The following is a 24342-nucleotide window of genomic DNA, read 5'->3' as shown; positions in this document are numbered from 1 at the left end:
TCGAAGGCGGAGGAGCACGCGAGGACGGAGCAGTCGTCCGCCCATCTCTCAAGAGACACTCTTGCGGCGCGTTTGCAGGCGCGGCCGCAGGAGCATCCCGCCAAACAGCAGCGCGTAGCCGGCGAAGGCAGCAACCCAGAGTGCCGCCGAGATGTGGAGGAGTATCGCGGCGGCAGGCAGCATCGCGGCGGCGACGCGCAAAACGGCTGCGGCTACGATCGCGACGAAGACCGCGCATGTTCCGCGGCTTGCCTTCAAATCGCGGCCTGTGTGGCCGAGGGTGGCGCGGGCCATGACGGCGAGCGTCATGCATGCGATCGCTCCCACCGCGAATGCATGAATGCCGGACACTGCCGGAATGCGTTCCGGGGCGAAAACGGCCAACCCGGCGAGCAGCAGCCCAAGCGGCACGAAGGCGAACGCAACATGCAGGATCAGAACCAACGGGTCGGGTAGCGTCCGGTGACCCGCCCAGCGGGCAAGCCGGACGGCGTTGAAGATCGCGGCGGCGACCAGCAACATGCCGGTTGCGATGCTTTCTGGAAAGAAGGTCCACCCGGCGAGCCCGACGGCGGACAGCGCGATGGTTCCAATATCGAACCTGCCAAATGACGCTGGGAGCCGGCCGGGCTTCTCGCGAACCAGCCAATTGCGCGTGAAGCTCGGAATTATCCGCCCGCCGATGATCATGATGAGGACGACAACCGCTCCAAGGCCGAGGCGGCGGCTCGTGTCGGAGACGCCCTGATAGTGCGCTTCGACATGAAACATGACATTTGCCGCCAAAAGGGTTGCGACGGGCAGGAGCACCTTGAGGTTTCGCCAGTTTCGTCCGGCAATAATTTCCGTCGCGGCGGCGGCGACCACAGCGAGCAGAAATGAGCAATCTATTGCTGCACTCAAGAGCCAGCCCATCTCTGCCGAGAAGAACACGGCTGCACGGCCCGCGATCCAGAGCAGCACGAGCACCAGCAGGCGAAAGTCCTGAACGGGAAGACGTCCGGTCCAGTTCGGGATTGCCGTCAGCAGGAAGCCTGTCACGACTGCTGTCAGATAGCCGAAGAGCAATTCGTGGATATGCCAGTCGATGGGCAGGAATGCGCTGAAGGTTTCGAGCTTGCCGTAATAGAGCGGCAACCACAAAAGGATCGCGATGCCCGCCTGCAGCGAGCCGAGCAGAAAGAAGGGCCGGAAGCCGTAGACAGAATCGCCGGATAGGCGCTTGGCCGCGTGCGCGGAATTGCCATGACATACCTCATTGGAAGCCGGGCAAGATGCCTGAGCGGTTCCTTCTATCTCGGCGCTGAGGGATGGAATTTGCCTCAGCGCAAACAAGAAAGTGAATCGCGGACGTCAGCGACAGGAGGCTTCACTTGTCGACCGGCGGTCGTCCGTGACACAGTCCGCCAGGGGCGCGTGTGTTCTGCCGGGGAGGAAAGGCAATTGGCAAGCCTTGACCGATCATTGATTGCCGGATTGGCTGTCTTCGAGGGGATCGCTGCCGCGGACCTCGATCGCATAGTTGGGCAGGCAAGGTCCATCCGGGTCGCCAAGGATCAGCCGGTGTTCGAGCAGGAGCAGGACGCGCATTCCTTCTTCCTGCTGCTCGACGGCCATGTGCGCGTGGTGAAATCGACCCCGGACGGGCACGAGGTGACCGTCCGATATATCAGCCCGGGCGAGTTGATGGGCATCGCCAGCGCGCTGGGTTTGACGACCTACCCGGCAAATGCCATCGCGGCCGTCGATTGCGTCGCGCTTGCCTGGCCAAGTCGGCTCTGGCCGACATTCGCGGCGACCTTCCCGAGCTTCAGCGCCAACACGTACAGGACGGTGGGCACCAGGCTGCAGGATGCCCACACGCGCGTCATCGAGATGTCCACCGAGCAGGTGGAACAGCGCGTCGCGCATGCGCTGCTCAAGCTGGTCAAACAATCGGGAAAAAAGACGGACGAAGGGTTCCTGATCGACTTCCCGATCTCACGCCAGGACATCGCCGAGATGACGGGCACGACGCTCCATACGGTGAGCCGGCTGCTTTCAGCCTGGGAAGACGAGGGACTCGTCAAGAGCGGGCGGCAGCGGGTGGTCGTGGCCGAGCCGCATCGACTCCTCGTCATCGCCGAAGGCCGCGCGACGAAAAGCTAATCGACGACACCGCCTTCGATCGCGGCCTGCAGGTCGCGGCGAAGCTGGTCCTCATCGAGATCATGCTCGCGTGCCGCGTCCGAAACCGTGTGAAAGGAAGCGATCGGGCAGCCGACGCACAGCATGCCGTGCTGGAGAACGACGCGGATCGCCGCCGGCGCCTCGCGCATGATGCCATCCATCGTCGCATCGTCGTTCAGTTTGCGTTTCATGCCGCTTCTCCGCTTTGGAGGCGGGCATGTTGCATCCGATTTCCGGGATGCTCGTTGCGCTGAGACAAAGAGGAAGCAGGTCGATACCGTCCCTCACGTTTTGACGGCGCAGATCGTCGACCGTGTCAGGAAGCGCTTCTCCCTCCCATTGTCGAGCGAAAACATACCGCCACGGCCCGGCACCACGTCGATAATGAGATCGGTGTGCTTCCAGGCCTCGAATTGCGAGGCGCCGATGTAGAAGGGCGCTTCTGCGATATGGCCGAGCAGCACATCCTGGTCGCTCACTATGAAGCCGTTGCGCGGATAGCACATGGGCGAAGAGCCGTCGCAGCAACCGCCGGATTGGTGGAACAAAACCGGACCATGTTCGGCAACAATTTCGGCCAGCAGTGCAAGGGCTGCCGGCGTCGCAGTGACCTTCGCTTGCATGGGCTCCTCCCTTTCTGCCGATGGGCGCGGCCTTTCGGAGCCGCGCCCATCAGCCAAGAGGCGATCAGAAGAAGCCGAGTTTCTTCGGGCTGTAGCTGACCAGCATGTTCTTGGTCTGCTGGTAGTGATCGAGCATCATCTTGTGGGTCTCACGGCCGATACCGGACTGCTTGTAGCCGCCGAAAGCGGCGTGCGCGGGATAGGCATGGTAGCAGTTGGTCCAGACGCGCCCGGCCTGGATCGCGCGGCCAAAGCGGTAGGCACGGTTGCCATCACGCGTCCAGACTCCGGCGCCGAGGCCGTAGAGTGTGTCGTTGGCGATGGCGAGCGCCTCGTCGTCGTTCTTGAAGGTCGTGACCGAAACCACCGGCCCGAAGATCTCCTCCTGGAAGATGCGCATCTTGTTGTGACCCTTGAACACCGTCGGCTTGACGTAATAGCCGCCCGCCAGATCACCGGGCAAAAGATTGCGGGCGCCGCCGGTCAGCACTTCCGCTCCTTCCTGCCGGCCTATGTCGATGTAGGACAGGATCTTTTCCAATTGCTCGGACGAAGCCTGCGCGCCGACCATCGTTGCCGGATCGAGCGGGTCTCCCTGCACGATCGCCTCGACGCGCTTGAGAGCACGTTCCATGAAGGTGTCGTAGATGGATTCATGGATGAGCGCGCGGCTGGGGCAGGTGCAGACTTCGCCCTGGTTGAGGGCGAACATGACGAAGCCTTCGATCGCCTTGTCGAAGAAATCGTCGTCCTCGGCGACAACGTCCTTGAAGAAGATGTTGGGCGATTTGCCGCCGAGCTCCAGTGTGACGGGAATCAGATTCTGGCTGGCATATTGCATGATGAGCCGGCCCGTCGTGGTCTCGCCGGTGAACGCAATCTTGGCAATGCGCGGCGAGGAGGCGAGCGGCTTGCCGGCCTCGAGGCCGAAGCCGTTGACGATGTTCAGCACGCCCGGCGGCAACAGGTCTGCGATGAGATCGGCCCACAGCATGATGGCGGCCGGCGTCTGCTCGGCTGGCTTCAGCACGACGCAATTTCCGGCCGCAAGCGCGGGAGCAAGCTTCCAACAGGCCATCAGCAGCGGGAAGTTCCACGGGATGATCTGACCGACCACCCCCAGCGGCTCATGGAAATGATAGGCGACCGTATCGTCATCGATCTGCGAAAGGCTGCCTTCCTGGCCACGCAACGCGCCGGCGAAATAACGGAAATGGTCGATCGCAAGCGGCAGGTCGGCGGCGGTCGTTTCGCGGATCGGCTTGCCGTTGTCCCAGGTTTCGGCGCATGCGAGCAGATCGAGGTTTTCCTCCATGCGGTCGGCGATGCGGTTGAGGATAAGCGACCGTTCGGCCACGCTGGTGCGCGCCCAGGCATCCTTGGCCGCATGCGCCGCGTCCAGGGCCGCCTCGATGTCCTGAGCGTCCGAGCGCGCCACCTCGCACAGCAACTGACCGTTCACGGGCGAGTGGTTCTCGAAGTAGCGGCCGGAATGCGGCTCGGCCCATTTGCCGCCGATGAAATTGCCGTAACGCTTGGCGAAGGGCGCCTTGACCGAGCGTGAGAATTCAACCTTGTTCATGTGTCTTCCTCCCAAAGCTGACGCCGCGGAATGCGACGCTTCGAAAAGAGACTTGCGATTTCCAGGCTTCTTGTCACCGTGCCCGGCACGGCGCCCGGCCAGGATGTGTCGCAAGATTGCGACACTCATGTGGGGATTCGAACAATCAGTGAGACCGATGGACGTCCAGGCGGTTGAGCTTCCGATGAAGCGTCGCGCGGCTGATGCCAAGCGCCTGAGCCGCGGCGGAGACATTTCCATCGGCGCGGGCAAGCGCCCGTTGCAGAACGCCACGCTCGGCCTCCGCAAGGACCTCAGGGCCGTCCTTCGCCCAGCCGAGCAGATCGGCTGCGGGCATCGGCTTGTCGAGGCACTGCTGCGTCATTCCAAGCGCCAGGCGAGCCGAACGGGTGGCGCCGACCACGAGATCATCGGCATCGACGGCGATAAGCGCGCCGGAGCCTTTGTCGGCGACCGGCGCCAATAGAATTCGCGCCTTGGGAAATGCAATCTTGAAATTCTCCGCTTCGATCCGGCGTGCCGCGTCGATCACCGCCATTGAGATGAGATTGGCGAAGGCCTCCGTCAGATCGGCCCGGCAGGAAGACACGTCCAGCGCAGCCACAAGATCGCCCCGGTGATCGTAGATTGGCGCGGTGGTGCAGCTCAGCCCTGTGTTGCACGTGTAGAAGTGCTGGTCGCGATGGATCGTCAGCGCGCGCTGTTCGACCAGACAGGTGCCGATCCCGTTGGTGCCCTGGCTTTCCTCATTCCAGACGGAGCCGGTCCACAATCCCCAGCAATGAAACGTTTCGTCATCCACCGGCGCGCCGCGCCGCTCCACCGGCACGCCGTCCCGATCGGCGAGAAGGACGCAGCATCCGACGCCGCCAACTGCAAGATACAGCCGGTCGAGGCTCGATTGGGCGGCCCGGACCAGCGGTTCGATGCGCTGCCTGGCCTCTCCCAGCTCGAACTCCGTCAGGTAGCGCGCCGGGCTGCGATCGGCCGGATCGAGCCGATGCAAGTTGGAAGATCGTCGCCAGGAGGCAACCAGCGCGGACTTTGCCGCCGCGTCCGAAGTGATCGCGGCCTGAATGCGGTCGGCATGATGGCCAGATAAATTCTCGCCCATGCTTATCCTCCCAAACCCTAGTCTGCCTTCCGGTTTGCGAAGCAGCCTGCCTCAGGGTTGCGTTGTTCCTGCGCCAGTTTCTGCTTTCAATCACCACACCCGTCAATTCGACAGAAGAATCAGATCCGCTCCTCACGCGGCGATTTTGGATTGATTGATAGCCTCCTTGCCGGGTGCCATCACTTCATCTGCCAAACCTAGGGCCATGAGAGTGGGATTCATTGATCGAGCGCAAAAACCATCGCCAAAAGGCGGCTGCGGACGTCAATTGCGATGGATCAAAGCCCGATCCTTCTTCCTGCAATAGACCAACGGCGGCCAGTCTTGACACCGGCCGGTCATGAACCGATGGCAGCCTCGACGCGTTGTGCTTCGGCCCGGGGTCGGTTTGGAACCAGCGAAGGAGACGGAAATGACCGAGCGCCCCAGCCCCAATCGCTTGTCCGCGCAGGAGCTGCACGACATCGATGCCTACTGGCGTGCCGCCAACTACCTGACCATCGGCCAGATCTACCTGCTCGACAATCCGCTGCTTCGCGAGCCCCTTCGGCTGGAGCACGTCAAGCCCAGGCTGCTCGGCCATTGGGGAACCTCGCCAGGCCTCAGCTTCGTCTATGCGCATCTCAACCGCGCAATCAGATCGCGCGATGCCAACGTCATCTATGTTTGCGGTCCTGGCCATGGCGGACCGGCAATGGTTGCGAACACCTATCTCGAAGGCACCTACAGCGAGATCAACCCCGATATCTCATTGGACGAGGCCGGGCTGAAGAAGCTCTTCAGGCAATTCTCGTTTCCGGGCGGCATTCCCAGCCATGCCGCCCCTGATGTACCCGGCTCCATCCATGAAGGAGGCGAGCTTGGCTACGCGCTCTCGCATGCCTATGGCGCCGCTTTCGACAACCCGGATCTTGTCGTCGCCTGCGTCGTCGGGGACGGCGAGGCGGAAACCGGGCCGCTTGCCACCGCCTGGCACTCCAACAAATTCCTCAACCCGGCACGTGACGGCGCGGTGCTACCGATACTGCATCTCAACGGCTACAAGATCGCCAATCCCACCATTCTGGCCCGCATCCCCGAGGAAGAACTGCGCGCGCTGTTTGTCGGCTACGGCTACGAGCCGTTGTTCGTCGAGGGCGACGAGCCGGCCTCGATGCATGAGCGGATGGCGGTCGTATTGGACGACGCATTGGATCGGATCGAGGCGATTCAGCAGGCGGCTCGCAAAGGCGGCATCGGCGGGCGGCCGAAATGGCCGATGATCGTGCTGCGAAGCCCGAAAGGCTGGACTGGACCCAAGCAGGTCGACGGGCTGAAGACCGAGGGGTTCTGGCGCGCACATCAGGTTCCGCTCTCCGGTCTCGCCGAAAATCCTGCGCATCTGAAGCTGCTCGAGGAATGGCTGAGGAGCTACCGGCCTGAGGAACTCTTCGACGCCGAGGGCGTGCCAGTTTCCGCGATCCGCGCCACCGCGCCGCAAGGTGCCAGGCGCATGAGCGCCAATCCGCACGCCAATGGCGGTCTTCTGCGCCGGTCGCTGGAACTGCCAGGCCTCAACGAGCACGCGGTCCCGGTGGAGCATCCCGGAGGCGTCAAGGCGGAATCGACCCGTGTGATGGGCAATTTCCTGCGCGACGTCATGGCGTTAAACCAGAACGCCGGAAATTTCCGCATCGTCGGTCCCGACGAGACGGCTTCGAACAGGCTTCAGGATGTCTTCGAGGTGACAGAGCGCGCCTGGATGGAGAAGATCCTGCCCGAGGATGTGCACCTCGGCCAGGAGGGCAGGGTGCTGGAGATTCTCTCCGAGCATACCTGCCAGGGTTGGCTGGAAGGCTACCTGCTTACCGGCCGGCACGGCTTGTTCTCCTGCTACGAGGCCTTCACCCACATCGTCGATTCCATGTTCAACCAGCATGCGAAATGGCTGGACGCCTGCGGCAAGCTGCCCTGGCGACGACCGATCGCCTCGCTGAACTATCTGCTGTCCAGCCACGTCTGGCAGCAGGAGCACAACGGCTTCAGCCATCAGGATCCGGGTTTCATCGACGTGGCCCTGAACAAGAAGGCGGACGTCGTGCGCGTCTACCTGCCGGCGGATGCCAACAGCCTGCTTTGCGTGACCGACCATGTGCTGCGGACGTGGAACCGCATCAACGTCATCGTCGCTGGCAAAGCCAAGTCCTGGCAGTGGCTGTCGATCGACGAGGCGAAAGTCCACTGCAACGCCGGCGTCGGCATCTGGCAGTGGGCGTCCACCGACAATGGGGCCGAGCCGGATGTGGTGATGGCCTGCGCCGGCGATGTTCCGACGATCGAGACCCTGGCCGCCGTCCAGCTTCTGAGAAACCATATCCCCGGCCTCAAGATCCGGGTGGTCAATATCGTCGACCTGATGACCCTGCAGCCCAAGGAACACCATCCGCACGGCTTGTCGGATCGCGAGTTCGACGCGCTTTTCACCAGGGATAAGCCGGTCATCTTCGCCTATCATGGTTATCCCTGGACCATCCATCGCCTGACCTATCGGCGGACCAACCACGACAACATCCATGTGCGCGGCTACAATGAGGAAGGGACGACAACGACACCTTTCGACATGACCGTGCTGAATGGGCTTGACCGCTATCATATCGTGCTTGGCGTGCTCGACCGAATTCCCGAGCCGGCCGGCGCGCATATCCGACTGAAGCAGGCCATGGAAGGCAAGCTGATCGAGCACCAGGCCTATATCCGCGAGCACGGGCAGGACATGCCGGAGATCCTTGACTGGAAATGGCAGCAGTAGCCGATGCCGAAGCGCCAGGCCAGATGGACGAGCGATCCGGCGTTGGCCGGGAGCGGCCGGCCATGAGCGATGCCATTCTCGTGCTCAACGGCGGCTCCTCGAGCCTGAAATTCGCCCTGTTTCAGCGGCGCGAGGAGCTTCACCTGCTTGTTCGCGGAAGCGTGTCGTCGATCGGCTCCCATCCACGACTGCACATCGCGTCCACGGCCTTCTCGCCCGAAATCGACAGGAGCCTGGGAGATGGGCCGATCGATATCGCGAAGGCATTCGAAGCCGTCGCCTCGTTCCTCGCCGGCCACGGTTTCTTGCACCAGATCGGCAAGGTCGGACATCGCATCGTGCATGGCGGCCGGGAATTTGCCCGCGCGACAAGACTGGATCAGCGCACGCTCGATGTTCTTCACGGGCTCGAGCCGCTGGCCCCGATTCATCAGTCCATCAATCTCGAAATCGTCGACCTGGCCAGTCACCTCCTGCCTGAAGCCGAACAAGTCGGCTGCTTCGATACCGCCTTTCACGCGGCGCGTCCCGAACTCGCCAAGATCTATGGTGTGCCGCATGAGATGTCGGAACAGGGCATCGTTTCGTACGGCTTCCATGGACAGAATTACAGCCACGTCGCCGCGAAGCTTCACGACCGCTACGGCGCCGTTGCCGGTGGCCGTGCAATTGTCGCGCACCTCGGCAGCGGCGCAAGCCTGTGCGCGATGAAGGCAGGGGCAAGCCTCGCGACCACCATGGGATTTTCGACGCTTGACGGCCTCGTCATGAGCACCCGTTGCGGAGCCATCGATCCTGGCGTCCTTCTGCATCTCTTGCAGGATCGCAAGCTGTCACCCGAGGAATTGACCACCTTGCTCTACGAGCAATCCGGCTTGCTCGGCGTATCCGGCATTTCCGGGGACATGCAGACCCTGCTTGCTTCGAAGGACCTTGCTGCGGCCCGCGCCGTCGACCTCTTCGTCTACCGCATCGGACGTGAAATCGGATCGCTGGCGGCCGCGCTTGGGGGGCTCGACACACTCGTGTTCACCGCGGGCATTGGCGAGCATGCGCCTCAAATCCGGCAAAGGATCTGCGAAGCTGCCGGGTGGCTGGGCGTTATGCTCGACGATGATTTGAACCGAAGCCGCGAAGAGCTGGTCAGCGCGGCGAGCTCTCGTGTCGATGTTCTTGTCATTCCGGCGGACGAGGAACGGGCAGTGGCCATGGAACTGCTCAACCTCGAAACTGCCGTCACGGGATGACTCGACCTAGAGTGGTTCAGCGATACCGTGAAACGCTGAACCGCTGTAGGCTCTTGAGTTTATGCGTGTCCGTCTCCCGAAAGTGGTTCCCGCTTTCGGGAGACATGCTTCAACCCGGCAACTTGGCGCCGAGCTTCCGCTGAACCAGGACGAGCGTCGCATCGTCGGGATCCGTCTTGACGGTGAAGCCCATGTCGCGCTCGAGCTCGATCGCGGCGCGGTTTTCGCGGCTCTCGATCGACTCGATCGTCTCGATGCCATGTTCCTCGGCGTATCGTGCGATGTAACCCAGGAATTCCCAGCCAACGCCGAGATGCTTGCGGTCCTGGCGAATGCAGACGGCCACTTCGCCGCGCCGGTCCGCCGGATCGCTGGCCAGCGTCGCTACCGCGATCAGCATTCCGTCGGTCGAGAAGGCGAGAAAATTATGGACATGCGGATCGTCGGAACGGGTCATCGCCACCAGCCGCTCGTGCGATACCTGCTTCACGGCCCCGAGGAAGCGGAAGCGCAAATCCTCTGCTGTCACATGGGTGAAGAACTCGGCTACGAGCGGCTCATCCTCAGGGCGTGCGCGACGGACTTCGAAGCGAAATCCGGTATGCGTGGTGAGCGTGCTTTTCATTGTCGTCCCTTCCAGGAGATCGATGCGGTGATTGACCCTCAGATGAGCCTCATTCCCCCATCGCCAGAAGCGTATCCCGCTTGAGAATTTCGATGCTGCGCAGGTTGAGCAGGCGGATGACGCCCTTCTCCTTCAGGCGGGTGAAGACGCGCGACACGGTTTCGATGGTGAGGCCGAGATAGTCGCCGATGTCGTTGCGCGACATCGGCAATTCCACCTGGCGCAGTCCGCCCTGGCGCTCCGACATCTCGACCAGGAATGCCGCGACGCGCTCGATGGCGTTCTGACGGCCAAGCACCAGAAGATGTTCCTGTGCCCGGGTCAGGCCCTTGAGGGCAAGCGGCAGGAGCTGGCGGGACATGTCCATGCCCGAGGGAGCGCGAAAGACCCGCACTCCGGTTGCGTTGATGGCTTCGGCGAAGAAGTGGTGCGTGGCATCGGCTTCGAAACCGAAAGTTTCTCCGGCCAGATGGAATGCGCTGATCTGCCTGCGGCCGTCGGCAAGCAGGCGGTAGATGCGGACCGCGCCGAATTCGACCTGGTAGAGAGCACCCGCCTTTTCGCCCTGGGCGTAGATCTCGGCACCTGCGGGGAAGAAGCTGACCGGCTGTGCTGTCGCCACATCAAGGACGGGCGCGGGGGCCTGGTGGGGAACATATGACGGCAGTTCGATCTTGACGGAGGCTTGAGCGTGCATGGCTGTGGTCCCGGTGAATTCTCGACAGCAGCAATCGCGCAAATCCCGCCATGCCGAAATTCGGTTATGTCCCTACGGGAAACTACTTAGAGGGCAGGCCGAAACCATCCGATCGAGCCAGGTCTCGCCGCGCGAAGCGGTTGTTCCATGCGATTGACCACGATCAAGGCCTGCATGAATTGGCTCGGCGACTATTTGCTCGGAACCAGCGTGAAACCAAGGAATCCGACCATGACGTCCGACATCATCGCCATCTGGGCTGGAATACTCGGCCTTTCCTATCTTGCCGGCGCAGGGCTCTACTTCGAAATGGTTTCGGCAGTGAAGCTCAGCCACGCTTCGGCGAGCCATGGCTTCGGTCGTCGCACCCGGCCGCAACCCGTCAGGATCAGGCACTCGCGATAGGAACGGGTGCCGGATCAGCGCGTTTTCCAGGAAACCGGGGGAGCGTGATGAAGGCAATGGTGCTGGAAAAGTCCGGCACGCCTTTGCACCTCGTCGATCGCCCCGACCCCATGCCGGGACCGGGGGAGATCAGGCTCAAGGTGGAGGCATGCGCGGTCTGCCGGACCGACCTGCATGTCGTGGATGGCGATCTGCCGCGGCCGAGGCTGCCGCTCGTTCCGGGCCACGAGATCGTAGGGATCGTCGATCTTGTCGGTGAAGGCGTGTCGCGATCCCGGCTCGGGCAGAGAGCAGGCGTTCCATGGCTGGGACACACCTGCGGACACTGTCCCTATTGCACCGCCGCCGCCGAGAATCTCTGCGACCAGCCACTCTTCACCGGCTATACGCGCGACGGTGGTTTCGCCAGCCATGTCGTGGCCGACGAGCATTTCGCCTTCGAGCTCGACGCCGCGGCGGATCCGGTGTCCTTGGCGCCGTTGCTGTGCGCGGGGCTGATCGGCTGGCGCTGCCTCAAGAAGGCGGGCAACGGCACCCGGCTCGGCATCTACGGCTTCGGCGCCGCCGCCCACATCATCACCCAGGTGGCGATCTGGCAGGGACGTGAGGTCTTCGCTTTCACACGGCCGGGCGACGTCCAGGCCCAGGAATTCGCGCGCTCGTTAGGCGTGGCCTGGGCTGGGGCGTCCGACACCCTGCCGGCAGTCGAGCTCGATGCCGCGATCATCTTCGCGCCGGTCGGCGACCTGGTGCCGGCGGCGTTGCGAGCCGTGCGCAAAGGCGGCCGCGTCGTTTGCGGCGGCATCCACATGAGCGATATTCCATCGATGCCCTACAGACTTTTGTGGGAAGAACGAGAATTGGTGTCGGTCGCGAACCTGACCCGCCGCGACGCGGAGGAATTCTTCCCGATTGCCCGGCGCGCTCAGGTGCGTACCCACACAAAGGTCTATCGGCTCGAGGAAGCCAACCAGGCGCTGGACGATTTGCGCATGGGCAGGTTGAACGGAGCCGCTGTCCTGCAGCCGTGACTGCAGCAGACCAAGGCGCGTCGCGATCTTTCAGACTACCTCCAGGCGCTGTTGTCGGTCCGTTCCGCGCCATCGGCATATGCCGAGGCCAGGGCGCTGCACGGGCGATGAGGCGACGGTCGAGACGGCCTATGACAACGAGGATGCGGTGTGACATGGCCCGGCTCCGGCCCGCTTTCGTGAGAATTGCTAGGGCTGCTCGACCCGGGCCACTTGATAAGTGTGCATGGCCCCATTGCGCTTTATCGAGACATACTCGCCGGTGACGAAGCGTTCCTCGCCAAGATGGAAGCCCACCTCATCGTCACGGTCGCCCTCGGCGTAGTCGAAATACCATTGGCCGCCCGGCTTGCGGCGCAAGCAGCCGACAAGGTCGTCTTCGCCGGTGCGGAAGCGGCGGACTCGGCAGACCGCCCGGTGCGATTTCCATTCCTCTGCGTCCAGCCTTCCTTCGTCGGTCAGTGGCGCCAGCACGTCATAGCCTTCTTCGCGGTCGCCCTCTGGATGGCCCTTCTCGCGAGCCAGAAGCAGGCGGATGTTCCTGAATTTGGGGGTGAGGTCGTGCAAAGTGGTCATGACAAACTCCTTTGCGGCCATTCCTACCGCAACGATCGGATGTGGCCTTGATCAGGGTCAAACTGGCTCGGTGGAAGCCTCAGCTGGCGCCTGTCGGCACATGGCTGCGAACCCAGCTGACGATCTGGCCGGCGCTCATCGCCCCCGAGACGCGCGCGATTTCTCGCTGGCGGTGAAACAGGATCATGGTGGGGATGCCGCGAATGCCCAACCTCGCCGCGGTGGCCTGCTCCGTGTCGGAATTCAGCTTGATCAGCCGCACATGAGGCTCAAGCGCCGTGGCGGCGGATTCATAGGCCGGCGCCATCGTCTTGCAGGGACCGCACCATGGGGCCCAGACATCGACGAGGACGGGGAGTGTGCCGCGTCCGATCTGATGATCGAAGTTCACCGTGTCGACATCCTGGGGGAATCCCGAAAACAGCCGGGCGCCACACTTTCCGCATTGCGCGTCGGCGCCGTTTCGGTTGGGCGGCAGGCGGTTGACCACGCCGCATTTGGTGCAAACCACCAGGTTCTCCTGCGTCATGACGGCTCAATTCTCCTGTCTCGGCTGTGTTCGAAACGCCCGTCGCCAAGGGCACGCAGTGCATTGAGGATGACGGCGACGTCTATGCCCTCCTGAAGCAGCGCTCCCGCCACGGGTGTTATGTGCCCGGCTGCGGCCAAGACCATGGCGGCGCCTGAGAGCGTCAGCCCGACAATGATGCTCTGCAGGGCGATCCCGCGGGTGCGCCTGGCGATCCGCAATGCGTCGGCAACGGGCTGCAGCCTGTCGGCCAGCACGACGACATCCGCCGCTTCCGACGAGGCCGTCCCACCGCGTGCCCCCAGCGCGATACCCACGGTCGCCGCGGCAAGGGCAGGGGCATCGTTGATGCCGTCGCCCACCATCATCGTGGGCGCCATAGCCTTCTCGGCCTCGACCGTTCCAACCTTGTCTGCCGGCGTGGCATCGGCAACCACGGCATCGAGATTGAGGGAAGCGGAAATCTTCTCAGCCGCGGCGTGGTCGTCGCCGGTCAGCATGACCATCCGGGCCACACCAGACGAACGCAATTCGCGCAGCGTGCCGCGGGCATCCTCGCGGATCGCATCGCCGAAGGTAAAGATCCCGGCAAGGCGACCGTCGAGCGCCAGAAACACCCTCAGCACCTGCGCGTTGCGATACCGTTCCTCGCCATTCATCGCCCATCGAGGCAGCGGCCCGTCCCCAAGGACCAGCGATCTTGACCCGGCCGCGACCGGTATCCGGTCTATCAGACCCTTGAGGCCTTCTCCGCGATGTTCGTGAACGTCGCGGGGCTGGGAAAGCGCCAGGTCCCTGTGGCGAGCGATGCGGGCAATCGAGTCCGCAAGGACATGATGCGAAGCCTGCTCAAGCGAGGCGAGCAGACGCAGCAGTTCATCGGCTTCCTGGCCCGGAGAGACGTCGATCTCGATCAGCTCGGCGCCGCCGAGCGTCAGGGTGCCGGTCTTGTCGAAGACCGCGGTGCGTATCTGGGCGAGCGCTTCGAGCGCGGTGCTGCCCTTCATAAGGATGCCGGCGCGGGCACCGCGGGACACGCCGCCGATGAAAGCAACGGGTGCGGCGAGGATCAGCGGACAAGGCGTTGCGACAACCAGCACGGCAAGGGCGCGGACCGGGTCATCGGAAAGATACCAGGCGACACCGGCGACCACGAGCGTGAGCGGGAGAAGCAGCAGGGCGAAACGATCGGCAATGCGTATGAACGGCGCCTTGGCGGTTTGCGCGGCAGCGACCATGCGCACGATCGCGGCATAGGTGCTGTTGTCGGCGACGGCCGAGGCCCGCATGACAAAGGCCTCGCCGGCGTTGACGGTGCCGCTGCGCAGCGCGTCGCCGGCACTCCGCCGCTCGGGCAGGGGTTCTCCGCTGACAGTTGACTCATCGAGCGATGCCGAAGCGTCGATCAGGATGCCGTCGACGGGCAGCAGTTCGCCGGCGCGCACCAAAAGCTCGTCGCCGACCGCCACCTGATCGACAGCAACGGTCTCCGAGCCGTTCGCGCATTTGCGATGCGCCAGGCGCGGCGCCCTGTCGGTCAGGGCCCTGAGGTTCCGCTCCGCCCGCCCGCGCGCAAGATCCTCGAGCACCGTGCCGCCGGCATACATGATCGCGACGACGACTGCCGCCAAAGCCTGTCCCAGCAGCAACGCCGCCGACATCGAAACCAGCGCGATCGCGTCGACACCAATCCGGCCGATCCAGAAATCCCGCAGGATCGAAATGGCAAGCACCACAACGACAGGCAGGGTCGCCGCCATCCAAATCGCATCAGGCGAGACGGAGCCGATACCGCTCCGCCAGACGCCGAGCCCAAGCGCCAGACCGAGAATGGCGATGATCAGCAGCGCACGCCGCAGCACCGTCTCGTTCATGGCCGCCGCCATCAAAGTTCCTCGATCGTTTCCTGCAGCAACAGCCGGACATCCTTTGCCGTCGCGGCAAGCTTGGGGTTGCCGATTGCTCCCATCGCCGCCATCGGATCGATGGCCGCTACCTCGACCTTGCCGGGCGCAAACTCCGTCACGATCACATTGCAGGGCAGCATGGCGCCGATCTTGTCTTCAGCCTGGAGCGCGCGCCATGCGAAATGCGGATTACAGGCGCCGAGGATCATGTATGGCTTGAAGTCCACGCCCAGCTTGACCTTCATCGTGTGTTCGACATCAATCCTTGTCAGGATACCGAAGCCCTTGCCGGCAAGCTTCCTGGTCACGTGTTCGATCGCCGCGGCGAACGGCATGTCGAGGCTTTTGCTGAAATAATAGCTCATCGGGGTTCTCCTTCGACGATGGGCACCTGTCAGAGGCGAGAGGTCGCATCGGAAAGCCATCAGCTAACCGGGAGGGCAGGAGTCGGGCTTTGATCCATCGCAAGGAAGGTCGATCCGAGTGGTGAAAAGTAGCGGCAGGAGTTCCCGGGATGACAATCCGAAATCTTGAATATGCCGTTTCGCCGAGATCCATCGCCGTCATTGGCGCGTCCGGGCGCGCCGGTTCCGTCGGCCGCGTCGTCTTCGACAACATCGTCAGTGGCGGCTTCGAGGGGGAGATCTGGCCGCTCAATCCCAAGCATTCACAGGTGGCCGGCCATCGCTGCTATGCGAAGGTGGCTGATCTGCCGGGCATTCCCGACCTGGCTGTGATCGTGACCCCACCAGACAGCGTTCCCGGCATCGTGCGCGACCTGGCCGAGAAAGGCGCACGAGCGGCCGTCGTCATTACCGCCGGGCTCAATCACGAGAACGGTCTGCGCCAGGCAATGCTCGATGCGGCCAAACCCTCGCTCATGCGGATCATCGGGCCGAACACGGTCGGGTTGATTGTCCCGCCCGCCAAGCTCAACGCCAGTTTCGCTCACATGGCGGCGAAACCCGGCAACATCGCGCTGATCTCGCAATCCGGAGCGATCGCCACGTCGTTGATCGACTGGGCGGCCGAGAACGATGTCGGCTTTTCCCGCATCATCTCCCTGGGGGACATGGCGGACGTCGACGTCGGCGACTGCCTCGACATGCTGGCGGGTGATTTTCACACGCGAGCGATCGTGATGTATCTCGAAACGATACCCAATCCGCGCAAATTCATGTCGGCCGCGCGGGCGGCGGCGCGCCTCAAGCCGGTCATCGCCATCAAGCCCGGCCGGCACGAGCAGGCAGCCAAGGCGGCGGCGACGCATACCGGAGCGCTTTCGGGCGCGGACAGGGTCGTGGACGCAGCTTTGCGGCGGGCAGGGGTGTTGCGGGTGAAAGACCTCGCCGAACTGTTCGACGCCGCCGAAACGATCGCGCGCTACTCCCCGCTCGAGAAGGCGCGGATCGGCATCGTCACCAATGGCGGCGGCGCCGGGGTTCTCGCGGTCGACAAGCTGATCGATCGTGGGGGCGAGTTGGCCGAACTCGCGCCGTCGACGATCGAGCGGCTCAACCGCGAGCTGCCGTCGACCTGGTCGCACGCAAATCCGATCGACATCGTTGGCGACGCAGCGCCGGAACGCTATGGGGCGGCGCTCGAAGCCCTTGCGGCAGATCCGGAGACGGACGTCATCCTGGTGATGAACTGTCCGACCGGGCTCGGTTCCGCGCCCGACGCGGCCAGAAAGGTGGCCGAGCTTGGCGACGAAGGCGAGATCGGAGGAAAGCCGGTGCTGGCATGCTGGCTCGGCGAGCAAACCGCGCGTGAGGGTCGACGTATCCTAACGGACGCCGGCATTGCGAGCTTCGAAACGCCAGAGGATGCAGCCATCGCGGCGACTTACCTCGGCGAATGGTCGCGGGCCCAGCGGGCGCTCCTGCGGACCCCCTCGAGTCGAAGCGAAAACGCAACCGACGGCAAGGCCGCGGTGCATGCCATCTTCCGGCAAGTGGCAGGCGAAGGGCGGCGCATGCTGACGGAGCCGGAAGCAAAAGCGGTGATCGCCGCTTACGGCATTCCTGTGCCGCGAACCATTGTCGCCGGATCCGTCCCGGAAGTGGTTGAGGCCGCCGGCCAGCTTCTCGAAACCTCTGAAAGAGTGGTCGTCAAATTGTTGTCGAGGGTGGTTTCACACAAGTCAGACGTCGGCGGCGTGGTCCTCGATATCGCGACCGCCGAGAAAGCCGCAGAAGCCGCGAAGTCGATCGAGACACGCCTGCGCGCACAGGCGCCAGGGACGAAGGTGGACGGCTACGCCGTGCAAACCATGGTGGCGCGCAAGCACGCGCATGAACTCATTGTGGGCATGAACCTGGATCCGATGTTCGGCCCGGTCATCCTGTTTGGCGCCGGCGGCATCGCGGTCGAGGTGCTGGACGACACGGCGATTGCGCTGCCGCCGCTCGACGACGTGCTGGCCGGAGATCTGATCGCTGCGACGCGAATAGGCCGCTTGCTCGCCGGCTACCGCGATCGCAAGCCGGCCGATCGCGTGGCGATCATCGCTGCGCTCAACAGCCTGTCGCAGATGATCGTCGACTTCCCTTGCCTGGTCTCTCTCGACATCAATCCGCTGCTGGCCGACGGCGAGGGCGTGATCGCGCTCGATGCCCGCATCGAAATCGATCCGCGACGCGTGAATGAACCAGCGCCGAACGCGGCCCTTGCCATAAGGCCCTATCCATCGGGATGGAGCCGTGATTTTCAGTCGGACGGTATGTCTTTTTTTATCCGGCCGATCATGCCGGCGGACGTGGCGCTTTATCCGGCATTCCTGGGGAGGATTTCCCCCGACGACCTGCGGCTGCGTTTCCTCTCGCCGCGCAGGAACTTCCCGGACCAGATGCTGAAGCGGCTGACGCAGCTCGACTACGATCGCGACATTGCCTTCGTCGCGCTTGAGAAGGACACAGGAGCGCTGGCCGGAATCGGCAGGCTTTCCTGCGACCCGGACCACAAGACCGGCGAATACGCTTTGCTGGTGCGATCGGATCTGCAGGGGCATGGCCTGGGGTGGGACCTGCTGAAGCAAGTCATCGACTATGCGAGGGCCGAACGCATCGGCCGGATCGAGGGCACAATCCTCAACGAAAACCGCAAGATGCTCACGATGTGCCGGGAATTCGGCTTCTCGGTTGCGCATCACCCCACCGAGCCCGGCCTGTCGATAGCGGCGCTGGAGGTGGGTTAAAGCATGTCTCCCGAAAGTGGAAACCGCTTTCGGGACAAAGGAATGCGTAAGATCAAAAACCTAAGCGCATGGAGCGCATGTGAAGGATCGCGACGCGCTTTAGGCGCCGGCCTCCCTCTATGACCCCGTCTTCCTGAAGCCGACTGGGGATGAAGCAGTGCCTTCAACGAAAGCCACCATCCCGGCGGTGATTTCGCCGACATCGCGGTCGGCGTCGATCTTGTGCCACGTCAAAGGACCTGCATTGCGCTGCAATTGCCGTGAGAGGATGTCGACCGTGGCATCGGAGGGACCGCCCTTGCGCTCGCCAACCCGGCGCCAAAGCACGGACGGATCGGCTGTCAGCCAGAATCCCGCAAAAGGAATGGCCCTGTCGCTCGCGACACGCTCGATCCTGTCGCGATCGTCCGGCTTGTCGAAAACAGCGTCGGCCACGACGGAGCCGCCTTCGGCAAGGATCAACTCGGCGCGCCACGCCATCTGCCGATAGACGCGTTCGGACACGCCAGGCCGGTAGGCCTTGTCAGGAAGCTTCGTTTCGGCGGGCACCCCATGCATGGCCTTGCGGATGCGATCGCTCTCGACGATCCGGGCGCCCGGGGCCGCGCCGATGCGGGGAGCGAGCGCCTCGGCGACCGTCGTCTTGCCCGAGCCGCTCAGGCCGCCGATCGCGATGAGCCGCGGCGGCGTTTCGGCAAGCAGGGCTCGCGCGAGCTCGAAATAGGACCGCGCTTCGACGATCTGTTCCGCGGCGTTGGAGCTGCCTTCCTCGACCTGCGTTGCCGTCACATGCGCGCGCACCGCCGCCCGCACCGCCATGAGGAACGGCAGCAGGATGAAGCCGTCTTCGTCGTCAGCTTCGTCGAGATAGCGATTCATCACCAGGTTGGCGAATTGGGGAAAGCCGCGGTGCCACAGATCCATCAACAAGAAAGCCAGGTCGTAGAGCACGTCGACGGTGGCGATCCCGTCGTTGAATTCGATGCAGTCGAACAGGCGCGGCTCGCCATCGAAGAGGCAGATGTTGCGCAGATGCAGGTCGCCGTGGCAGAGACGCACCCGGCCGGCAGCCTCCCGCCGGTCAAGCAGATCGGCATGGCGGGCAAGGGTGGCGCGAAACGCCTCGTCGAGCGTCTCGATTTCCCTGCCATCGAATACGTGGCTTGTCGCAAATCCGGCCGAATTGATTTCAAGCACGGCGCCGATGTTCGCCGATCCGCTGCCGGCGTGGATCTCGTCGGCGCTGCGATGGTATTGCGCGATCATGCGCGCGACCTTCGTCATCAGCGCGGGCGTGAGCTGGCCCTCGCTCGCCATGCGGTCGAGAAGTCGCGACTGGTCGAAACGAACCATCTCGATGACAGCATCAACAAGTTCGCCCGGCCCGTCCATGGCGAGCCGGTCCCCGCGCCGTGTTATCCGCCCCACCCGAAGGTAAAGGCCGGGCGCCGTCCTGGAGTTCAGCTCCACTTCCTTCTCGCATGCGGCGAGCCGAAGCTCAGGCGTTGAAAAATCGACATAGGGCAACTTCACCGCCCGCTTCAGTTTGAAAGCGCGTCGCCCGCTCAGGAAAATCCGGGAAATATGGGTTTCGATCGTCTCGACGGGGCCAGCCTCGCCAAGAACCGCCGGGTCCTTCAGCATTTCGACCACGACATCCTGGTTCTCAACGATCATAGGCTGTGCCTCGGATTTGGTTTTCGGCATCGTTCGATCTTGCCGACTGAAACCGATGAGTTTCCTAGCGCTGGAGCGTCTGGACGTAACCGGCGAGGTTGTGAATGCGTTCCGTGGTCACGGCTTCCCCGCCATACGGGCCGTATCGCTTCACGTCGTCGGGCAGGAACTGGTCGCCCCAGACCGGCATATCTCGTTCGCCATGCTCCGGTATCATCCCGCGGCCGTCGATCGTCGCGTAGACCCGCCAATACGGGAATTCCCCGCCATTGCGTCTGGTCAGCGTCGTCAAATCCGCAGGCCGCTTCCGCAACGTATCGGCGAGCGGGCCGTCGCCCTTGCCGTCGACACCATGGCAAACCGCGCAGGAATTCATGAATTCCTGTTCGCCGTTGCTCATCTCTTGTGCCGCAGCTGCGCTGACGGTCAGCGCAGCTAAACTCACCGCAATCCAGACTCTCATCGGCCTGCCTCCAGCTACGGGCATCAGCTTAGAGCGTGCGAGGAGCGCCTACGTTGACCGGGATCAATCCGGCGGACTGATCGGTTTTGATTTGGCGCAAGGAAGGACTCCCGCCGGTTCGTTACGGTTGCGAACCTCAGTGGACGTTCGGACAAGGGAGCTGCCGCCATGTCGTTCAGGACATTGCTAACGGTTACAGGAACGGATCAGGGAGACGTCGATCTGAAGCTTGCCGCAGCGCTGTGCGAAGAAATCAATGCCCATCTCTCCGTGTTGGCTCTGGTCATCGCCGCGCCTCCTGCCGGCGGTGAATATGCGGTGGTCTCGCCGGCCTGGCTCGCGGAACGAGAAGCCGAGATGAGAATGCTGGAGAAGCGCACCGCTGCAGTCTCCAAATTGCTGTCGGAAAGTCTCGTATCGGCCGATCTCAGCAGCGACTATCCGGATCGATCCTGGGCGGATGAAGTCATCGGCCGGCGCGCCCGCTATGCCGATCTGACGGTTATTGGGCCGGAGTTGCTCACGACCGGGACGCTGAAGAAGAAGGTCATCGAAGGCGCATTGTTCTCATCGGGCAAGCCGATCCTCCTTGTCCCGGGTGGCGCGCGCGCGACGTTGAAGCCGAAGCGCATCGTTGTTGCATGGGACGCCAGCCTGGAAGCTTCGCGCGCCGTCCGGGAGGCGCTCGACATGCTGTCCAACGCCGAAGAGGTGCGCATCGCCATGGTCGATCCGATTGAGGACGAACGGCACCATGGAGATGAGCCCGGCGCAGACGCTGCTGCCTATCTCGTCCGCCATGGTGTGAAAGTCGTTGTGGACCGCCTGCCAAGCGCGAACCATTCGATCGCCGACGTCCTTCGCCAGCATGCCGTCGACACTGGCGCCGAGCTCATGGTCATGGGTGCCTACGGTCATTCCCGGCTGCGCGAGCGGATATTCGGCGGCGTTACCAGGTCCCTGATCGAAGGACCCGGACTGCCAATCCTCATGGCTCGTTGACGAGCACCAGGAAAGACATGGCGCCGCCAGGGCGGTTAGCGCCGTGGCAGCACGCGCGACGGTGCAAGCTTTGCGGGCCCGCGAGCTCGAAGCCAGCCGGTCGGCTAACGGCCAACCGGCTCCGTTGTCCTTCAGCCTCGGCCGTCGATCCCGGCAGGCAACGGTTCCGACTATTCAAAGGAAAAACGATGCCGCTCCGCGAGTTCCGTTGAAGTCGCCTCCACAGTGCGCCGCATGACGATGTCCGCCAGGTGGACGCCAGCGTATGGTCGGACGCATCGGCAAGCGGCTCCGCCTTGCTGTCACGGCCAGAAAAGAAACCCCGACTGCAGCGGTTGGGTGGTGGGGACGCTGGCAGTCGAGGTCAATAGGTTTTCTAAAAAGTGTGACGCCGTTTCCTGCGAGACGCAAGTTTCCGTCCTCAGGCGGGGTCGCGCCTGCGCTCATCTCCTTGGTGTGGCGCATGAGCGGACAATTCAAAGTTGTAGTACTTTCGACTATATTAGCCACCTAAGATATAATTACCAAATTGTTAACCGGGATTAATGCGCCTTTTCCACAGCATCGTAGTATGCATTTCAGGCTGGGGTACCTCAATGGAGCGGGGGCGCCATACGTCTGTACGTTGGGACAGCGTATGCTCTACTCCTTGAATCCCATCAAGACAGCCTGACACACGGTGAATGAGCGTATCAGTTCATGCTTCCGACACGCTTTTGCGATGGAGCCAAGACAAAGGGGGAGAAAGCAAGATCGGCGGCGGAGAGGAGTAAATAAGGCGATGGGACATCCTCAGATTTCCGATTTCTGGAATGAAGCAACAGGACCGCTACCTAATGGGCATTTACAGAGTGCGACTGGCCTTAGCGGGTCCGACCTTGAAGGGGGGCGTCAGGCCGAAGGCCTGGTGGTAATAGTCGACAAGCGGGCCCTTGAGCGCGAATGCCTGGCTCGTGGCCTTGTCGAGCACAATCCCGCTTTGCGCGTCAGCGCGGTGGGATCGCTTGAAGAGATCCAGCGCGTTGCCGGCGAGGCGGAGCCATCCGCGATCCTCGTCATTCTTGGAGCCAGAAAGGTTACCGACCAGAACGTTCGGGCGGAACTGGTACACTTCATCTCCGAGGTTGGCGCAGTGCCTGTAATCGTCGTGGTGGATTCCGATGAGCCGGGGGAGATTCTCGCAGCTCTTGAATGCGGCGCCCGAGGCTACATTCCGACAAGCGTGAAGGTGAAGGTCGCCGCCGAGGCCATTGGTCTCGCTCGCGCCGGCGGAATCTTCGTGCCCGCCAGCTGCGTGCTGGCGCTTCGCGAGATCATCCACTCGACGGCAAATGGTGCTCGCCCGCTTACCGGCATGTTCACCGCGCGCGAGGCCGCAGTCGTGGAGGCGCTCAGGAAGGGCAAGGCAAACAAGATCATTGCCTATGAGCTCAACCTCTGCGAGAGCACCGTCAAGGTCCATATCCGAAACATCATGAAGAAGCTGAAGGCTACGAACCGCACAGAGGTAGCCTACAAGCTCAGACAGATGATGCTTTGACGACCCCCTCGGCCGGCTCTTGCCTGCCGGCCGGGGAACACCATTGTTGAGCCACCGTTGCTCCTCGATCGGAGCCTCGGATGTCTTTGATATCCGCGGCTCCGACCCGGGATTCAAGAAAGTTGGACATGCCCGCCGTGTTGTGCGCGCGGATGTGGTCGGCTTCAGGCATGTTCCCGGCCAATCGCCTCGGATCCTGTCTTGACCAGGAATCCAACACTATCTTTTCCCAGCTCCGCGTCGCGATAAGCGGCTTCGGCAGCCTTCAGCCCTCCTGTCAGCCTGCGGATTGTCGGAGCGGGTCCGAGTACGTCAAATGGCAGGCCCAGTTGACCGCGGGTGAGCCGCTTCGGCGGCCAAACCCTGAGGCCGAAATAGCTGGCGGCCGAGCGATCGATCCCGCCGCTGAACTGCACCAGCAGCGTGCGGCGCGAGTTCCTGGCAATACGGCCGAGGCTGTTGATGTCCATTGGTGGTTTGCTGGAGGGCCGCATGGCGACCACGACCACGTCCCACGGGTCGTCGCTCAGCAGCACCGGGTGCGAAAAAACGCTTACTCTTGCCCCATCTTCCCGCAGCATATGCTCGAGGAACGGCGCGTAGGGGGTGTTGCAGACAATGGCCAACCTCGCGGCGCGTTGATCGACACCGGCGTCGTCGAGCAAGGCGCAGCATAACCGCGCGAATTCCGGCAGCAGGTCTATGGCCGGGTGGCTCAGATTGAGAGCCGCGACTTTGATGCCGGCCTCGTCACAGGCGTCGAAGTCCACAACGCCTGGACAAAGCTCCCACGGCTCAGCCATCAGCGAAACGACCGCCCGCGAGGGCAAGAGTTCGGTGAGCGATCTCGAAATCGGCGCGACCTGAAGACAGTTCGCAACGAGGTCGACATCCAGCCATCTGCGGCTATCGATGCGGTGCGTGATTTCCACGCGCTCGCTGACATTGGCGTATCTGCTGAATGCCAGCGTCGAGTCCGCGGCTGCCGCGAGGTTCGGATGTCTGGCGGACATGCGGGCGAGCGCAATGACACGGCCGGCATTGGCGAGCGCCGCTGCTGACGCAGCCAGCGCCTGGTATCCCGTCGCGGCGCCGACAACCACGGTGAGGCCGGAGAGATCGAGATCGAGCAAGGCTATCTGCTCGCGCACGATAGCCAGCGCTTCCGCGC

The 24342-nt window shown here is 63.0% G+C and carries 21 protein-coding genes and 1 pseudogene; 8 read left to right on the top strand and 14 right to left on the bottom strand.

The annotated features are described in order from the left end of the window. Nucleotides 1–48: 48 nt before the first annotated feature. Nucleotides 49–1247: pseudogene (locus EN853_RS16890) on the bottom strand (NnrS family protein). A gap of 196 nt (nucleotides 1248–1443) precedes the next feature. Between EN853_RS16890 and EN853_RS16885 the strand changes: the two are divergent. Then, nucleotides 1444–2148 carry a Crp/Fnr family transcriptional regulator gene (locus EN853_RS16885; RefSeq protein WP_127860813.1) on the top strand — a complete coding sequence of 235 codons (705 nt, stop codon included), beginning with the start codon at nucleotides 1444–1446 and terminating at the stop codon, nucleotides 2146–2148. On the opposite strand, the gene EN853_RS16880 is transcribed toward EN853_RS16885, so the two are convergent. The 4 genes from EN853_RS16880 to EN853_RS16865 all read right to left on the bottom strand — a co-directional run bounded on the left by EN853_RS16880 (nucleotide 2145) and on the right by EN853_RS16865 (nucleotide 5488). Then, nucleotides 2145–2360 (bottom strand): DUF1858 domain-containing protein, encoded by a 216-nt coding sequence (locus EN853_RS16880; protein WP_127860814.1) that lies wholly within the window; start codon nucleotides 2358–2360, stop codon nucleotides 2145–2147. The two genes, EN853_RS16885 and EN853_RS16880, sit on opposite strands and share 4 nt — an antisense overlap. A 93-nt stretch (nucleotides 2361–2453) precedes the next feature. Continuing rightward, a complete protein-coding gene (locus EN853_RS16875; RefSeq protein ID WP_127860815.1) occupies nucleotides 2454–2792 on the bottom strand; it encodes a DUF779 domain-containing protein in 339 nt (112 codons plus the stop codon). A gap of 64 nt (nucleotides 2793–2856) precedes the next feature. After that, on the bottom strand, nucleotides 2857–4374 hold the full coding sequence (gene adh / locus EN853_RS16870; RefSeq protein WP_127860816.1) for an aldehyde dehydrogenase: 1518 nt from the start codon (nucleotides 4372–4374) through the stop codon (nucleotides 2857–2859). A 145-nt stretch (nucleotides 4375–4519) separates the two neighbouring features. Continuing rightward, complete coding sequence (locus EN853_RS16865) at nucleotides 4520–5488, bottom strand: helix-turn-helix domain-containing protein (protein ID WP_127860817.1); 969 nt, start codon at nucleotides 5486–5488, stop codon at nucleotides 4520–4522. A gap of 412 nt (nucleotides 5489–5900) precedes the next feature. On the opposite strand from EN853_RS16865, the gene EN853_RS16860 reads away from it, so the two are divergent. Both EN853_RS16860 and EN853_RS16855 read left to right on the top strand, forming a co-directional pair. Continuing rightward, the gene (locus EN853_RS16860) at nucleotides 5901–8276 is read left to right on the top strand and encodes a phosphoketolase family protein (RefSeq protein ID WP_127860818.1); all 2376 of its coding nucleotides are present in this window, start codon (nucleotides 5901–5903) and stop codon (nucleotides 8274–8276) included. A 62-nt stretch (nucleotides 8277–8338) separates the two neighbouring features. Further along, entirely contained in the window at nucleotides 8339–9523 is a 1185-nt protein-coding gene (locus EN853_RS16855) for an acetate/propionate family kinase (RefSeq protein WP_127860921.1), read from the top strand. 109 nt (nucleotides 9524–9632) lie between these two features. On the opposite strand, the gene EN853_RS16850 is transcribed toward EN853_RS16855, so the two are convergent. Both EN853_RS16850 and EN853_RS16845 read right to left on the bottom strand, forming a co-directional pair. After that, a complete protein-coding gene (locus EN853_RS16850; RefSeq protein ID WP_127860819.1) occupies nucleotides 9633–10148 on the bottom strand; it encodes a GNAT family N-acetyltransferase in 516 nt (171 codons plus the stop codon). 49 nt (nucleotides 10149–10197) lie between these two features. Next, nucleotides 10198–10845: a helix-turn-helix domain-containing protein gene (locus EN853_RS16845; RefSeq protein ID WP_127860820.1), complete on the bottom strand. Its 648-nt coding sequence runs from the start codon at nucleotides 10843–10845 to the stop codon at nucleotides 10198–10200. Between the two features lie 231 nt (nucleotides 10846–11076). On the opposite strand from EN853_RS16845, the gene EN853_RS33975 reads away from it, so the two are divergent. Both EN853_RS33975 and EN853_RS16840 read left to right on the top strand, forming a co-directional pair. Further along, nucleotides 11077–11250 carry a hypothetical protein gene (locus EN853_RS33975; RefSeq protein WP_167524499.1) on the top strand — a complete coding sequence of 58 codons (174 nt, stop codon included), beginning with the start codon at nucleotides 11077–11079 and terminating at the stop codon, nucleotides 11248–11250. Between the two features lie 47 nt (nucleotides 11251–11297). After that, entirely contained in the window at nucleotides 11298–12281 is a 984-nt protein-coding gene (locus EN853_RS16840) for a zinc-dependent alcohol dehydrogenase family protein (RefSeq protein WP_127860922.1), read from the top strand. 189 nt (nucleotides 12282–12470) lie between these two features. Here EN853_RS16840 and EN853_RS16835 read toward each other — a convergent pair whose 3' ends face one another. From EN853_RS16835 to EN853_RS16820, 4 genes are all read right to left on the bottom strand, one after another. After that, nucleotides 12471–12857: a hypothetical protein gene (locus EN853_RS16835; RefSeq protein ID WP_127860821.1), complete on the bottom strand. Its 387-nt coding sequence runs from the start codon at nucleotides 12855–12857 to the stop codon at nucleotides 12471–12473. A gap of 79 nt (nucleotides 12858–12936) precedes the next feature. After that, nucleotides 12937–13386, bottom strand: coding sequence for a thioredoxin TrxC (trxC, locus tag EN853_RS16830; RefSeq protein WP_127860822.1), 450 nt, complete (start codon nucleotides 13384–13386; stop codon nucleotides 12937–12939). Further along, complete coding sequence (locus EN853_RS16825; protein ID WP_245517058.1) at nucleotides 13383–15272, bottom strand: heavy metal translocating P-type ATPase; 1890 nt, start codon at nucleotides 15270–15272, stop codon at nucleotides 13383–13385. The genes trxC and EN853_RS16825 overlap by 4 nt, the downstream gene beginning before the upstream one ends. Next, nucleotides 15272–15658, bottom strand: a complete 387-nt coding sequence (locus EN853_RS16820; protein ID WP_127860823.1) for a DUF302 domain-containing protein — start codon at nucleotides 15656–15658, stop codon at nucleotides 15272–15274. The genes EN853_RS16825 and EN853_RS16820 overlap by 1 nt, the downstream gene beginning before the upstream one ends. 149 nt (nucleotides 15659–15807) lie before the next feature. On the opposite strand from EN853_RS16820, the gene EN853_RS16815 reads away from it, so the two are divergent. Further along, nucleotides 15808–18489 (top strand): bifunctional acetate--CoA ligase family protein/GNAT family N-acetyltransferase, encoded by a 2682-nt coding sequence (locus EN853_RS16815; protein WP_127860824.1) that lies wholly within the window; start codon nucleotides 15808–15810, stop codon nucleotides 18487–18489. 117 nt (nucleotides 18490–18606) lie between these two features. Here the strand turns inward: EN853_RS16815 and EN853_RS16810 are convergent, their stop codons facing one another. Beyond that, nucleotides 18607–20166, bottom strand: coding sequence for a bifunctional aminoglycoside phosphotransferase/ATP-binding protein (locus tag EN853_RS16810; RefSeq protein WP_127860825.1), 1560 nt, complete (start codon nucleotides 20164–20166; stop codon nucleotides 18607–18609). Nucleotides 20167–20230: 64 nt separating this feature from the next. Then, nucleotides 20231–20629 (bottom strand): cytochrome c, encoded by a 399-nt coding sequence (locus tag EN853_RS16805; protein ID WP_127860826.1) that lies wholly within the window; start codon nucleotides 20627–20629, stop codon nucleotides 20231–20233. A 168-nt stretch (nucleotides 20630–20797) separates the two neighbouring features. Between EN853_RS16805 and EN853_RS16800 the strand changes: the two genes are divergently transcribed. Together EN853_RS16800 and EN853_RS16795 are read left to right on the top strand one after the other, a co-directional pair. Beyond that, nucleotides 20798–21631: a universal stress protein gene (locus EN853_RS16800; protein WP_127860827.1), complete on the top strand. Its 834-nt coding sequence runs from the start codon at nucleotides 20798–20800 to the stop codon at nucleotides 21629–21631. Between the two features lie 781 nt (nucleotides 21632–22412). Further along, complete coding sequence (locus EN853_RS16795; protein ID WP_127860828.1) at nucleotides 22413–23171, top strand: response regulator transcription factor; 759 nt, start codon at nucleotides 22413–22415, stop codon at nucleotides 23169–23171. A 164-nt stretch (nucleotides 23172–23335) separates the two neighbouring features. Here EN853_RS16795 and EN853_RS16790 read toward each other — a convergent pair whose 3' ends face one another. Further along, on the bottom strand, nucleotides 23336–24304 hold the full coding sequence (locus tag EN853_RS16790; RefSeq protein WP_135914192.1) for a hypothetical protein: 969 nt from the start codon (nucleotides 24302–24304) through the stop codon (nucleotides 23336–23338). Between the last annotated feature and the right edge of the window lie 38 nt (nucleotides 24305–24342).

It is taken from the genome of Mesorhizobium sp. M1C.F.Ca.ET.210.01.1.1 (assembly GCF_004791585.1).
Taxonomy (GTDB): domain Bacteria; phylum Pseudomonadota; class Alphaproteobacteria; order Rhizobiales; family Rhizobiaceae; genus Mesorhizobium.
Note: the sequence above shows the minus strand (reverse complement) of the source record. Positions and strands in the feature narration are given on the sequence as shown.